This window comes from Streptomyces griseoruber, assembly GCF_001514205.1.
GTDB lineage: Bacteria > Actinomycetota > Actinomycetes > Streptomycetales > Streptomycetaceae > Streptomyces > Streptomyces griseoruber.
Genome location: NZ_KQ948822.1, coordinates 1 through 1,981, shown reverse-complemented (window position 1 = coordinate 1,981; position 1,981 = coordinate 1). Strand labels below are relative to the sequence as shown.

The following is a 1,981-nucleotide window of genomic DNA, read 5'->3' as shown; positions in this document are numbered from 1 at the left end:
TCGACGCCGACGGCATCCTCCCCAACATCGCACCCGGCGTACTCATGGACGGCGACGACATCGGACGATGGCTGGAGCGACAGACCCAGCCAGGCAACTGGGCACAGCTGTCGACCGAGCAGCAGGAACGGCTGTCCCAGCTGGGCGTACAGCCGCTTGAGGCCCCGGCTCCCGCCCCGGCTGCCACACGTACGACGAAGGGCCCGGGCAAGGCGGAACAGGCGTTCCAGCGGGGCCTGGCGGCCCTCGCGCAGTGGGTCGAGAGGGAAGGTTCCCACCGGCCTGTCCCGCGCGGCCACGCTGAAGAGATCACGGTCGACGGCGAGACCGAGCCGGTAGTCGTCAAGCTGGGCGTGTGGATCTCCAACACCAAGACCCGCCGCGACAAGCTCGCACAGGAGCAGCGGGCCGCTCTGACCGAGCTGGGAGTGGAGTGGGCGTGAAAGTCGACGGTCGGCTGGCAAGAGGCCGGGGCGTCGTCACCTTGCAGCTATGGCGTTTAGAGGAATGTTGAACCGGTCTGGCACGCAGATCAGGGGCGGACGTTTGCGCCCCCGTGGCAAAAAGTGAGCTAAGCGTTGTCCCATAATTGATCACGGTCGTGTTCGCTGACCTGCCTGCTCTAGGTTCAGCCGGTGATGGTGAGGTTGTGGAGGCGGGCGATGCCGAGCATGGCGTGGTGAACGCCGTTGCCTTTCAAGCGGCAGTCGCGGAGGATCTTCCAGCTCTTCATCCGGGCGAAGGCGTGCTCAACGCGGGCCCTGACCTTGCGGTGCGAGGCGTTGTGTTTCTCTTTCCAGGCTGGGAGTTCGGCCCGGCCGGGGTCACGGCGGTGAGGAATGATCAGGCCGGTGCCCCGGTAGCCGCCGTCAGCGATCACCGTGGTGCGGCCGATGGCGTCCTTCGCTCCGGACAGCGCCCATGCCATGCAGTCGTTGCGGTTCCCTGGGACCGGCCGCCCGATGGCGACGACCAGCCGGGTGTCGGCGTCGATGACGACCTGGTGGTTGGTGGAGTACCTGTAGTTCTTCGACTGCTCGGCGATCGTGTGGTCACGGGTGGGGACCAGGGTGCCGTCGGCGATCAGCACGGTGTCCTTCCGGAACCTCTTGCGAGGCTGTAGGGCAAGCAACGGCCCAAGGTGGGCGATTATGCGGTCCGCGGCGGACTTGGAGACCCCGAACAGCGGTGCCAGCTGCCGCAGGGTGAGATTGGTGCGCCAGTATGCGGCGACCAGCAGGACCCTGTTCTCCAGCGGCAGGCTCCACGGTCGGCCCTTGCGGACCGGGTCCGCGCCCTCGCGCCGTAGCGCGGTGATCAGCTTGCCGAATTGTCGCGGGCTCAGTCCGCTGAACGGGGCTATCCAGGAGGGCTCCGACGCCGTGATCACACCAGCCACATCAAGATCATCTCATTCGTAACCAACGCGACCGCCCGTGCGCCGGGCCAGACTTGGCGGATGGAGATGAACGCCCCGTGGTCGCTGGCAGCTGCCTGGGACTGGATGGAGGAATGCGCGCGGTCCGCCGACGCCGCGGTGCGAGGAGCCGATTCCTGGGTTCCTCCTGTCGCAGAGGAGTTAGTGCTGGCCGCCAGGGTGAGTGCGTTGAGCCAGTGGTATCCGTTCACCAGCCACAACTATCTACGGTTCGAGGACAGCCCCGCGTTCTGGACGCCCGGCGCACAAGATGACGTGAACGAGCTGGCGGGGTCTATCTCCTTCGACACCGGTGGGCCGAATGGCCATCCTTCCTTCCGGGTCTGGAGCGGCCTCCTTCTCCGGAAACCCGACCCCGTACTCGTACTCGCCACTCCGAACGCTGTCGAGGCCGTAGACGCACTGGTAGGGCTACTGCCGGCTCACGGCGTGGAGAGCCGACCGTAGCGGCGTCTTCTTGCACAGCAATTCCGGGACAGCCTTTAGGCAGTCAATTGACTCGGCTGGCCCTCGGCATTCTCATCGATAGCGGTGACGTGACTT

Annotated in this window: 3 protein-coding genes; 2 read left to right on the top strand and 1 reads right to left on the bottom strand. The window is 65.9% G+C overall.

Translation table 11 applies throughout. The features are described 5' to 3' along the window. On the top strand, positions 1–443 hold a 443-nt coding region (locus AQJ64_RS44765; RefSeq protein WP_211286549.1), incomplete at its 5' end, for a helicase associated domain-containing protein. 185 nt (positions 444–628) lie between these two features. Here AQJ64_RS44765 and AQJ64_RS44760 read toward each other — a convergent pair. After that, positions 629–1,399, bottom strand: coding sequence for an IS5/IS1182 family transposase (locus AQJ64_RS44760; protein ID WP_055632672.1), 771 nt, complete (start codon positions 1,397–1,399; stop codon positions 629–631). A 60-nt stretch (positions 1,400–1,459) separates the two neighbouring features. Between AQJ64_RS44760 and AQJ64_RS44755 the strand changes: the two genes are divergently transcribed. Next, complete coding sequence (locus tag AQJ64_RS44755) at positions 1,460–1,885, top strand: hypothetical protein (RefSeq protein ID WP_157880868.1); 426 nt, start codon at positions 1,460–1,462, stop codon at positions 1,883–1,885. Positions 1,886–1,981: the final 96 nt, after the last annotated feature.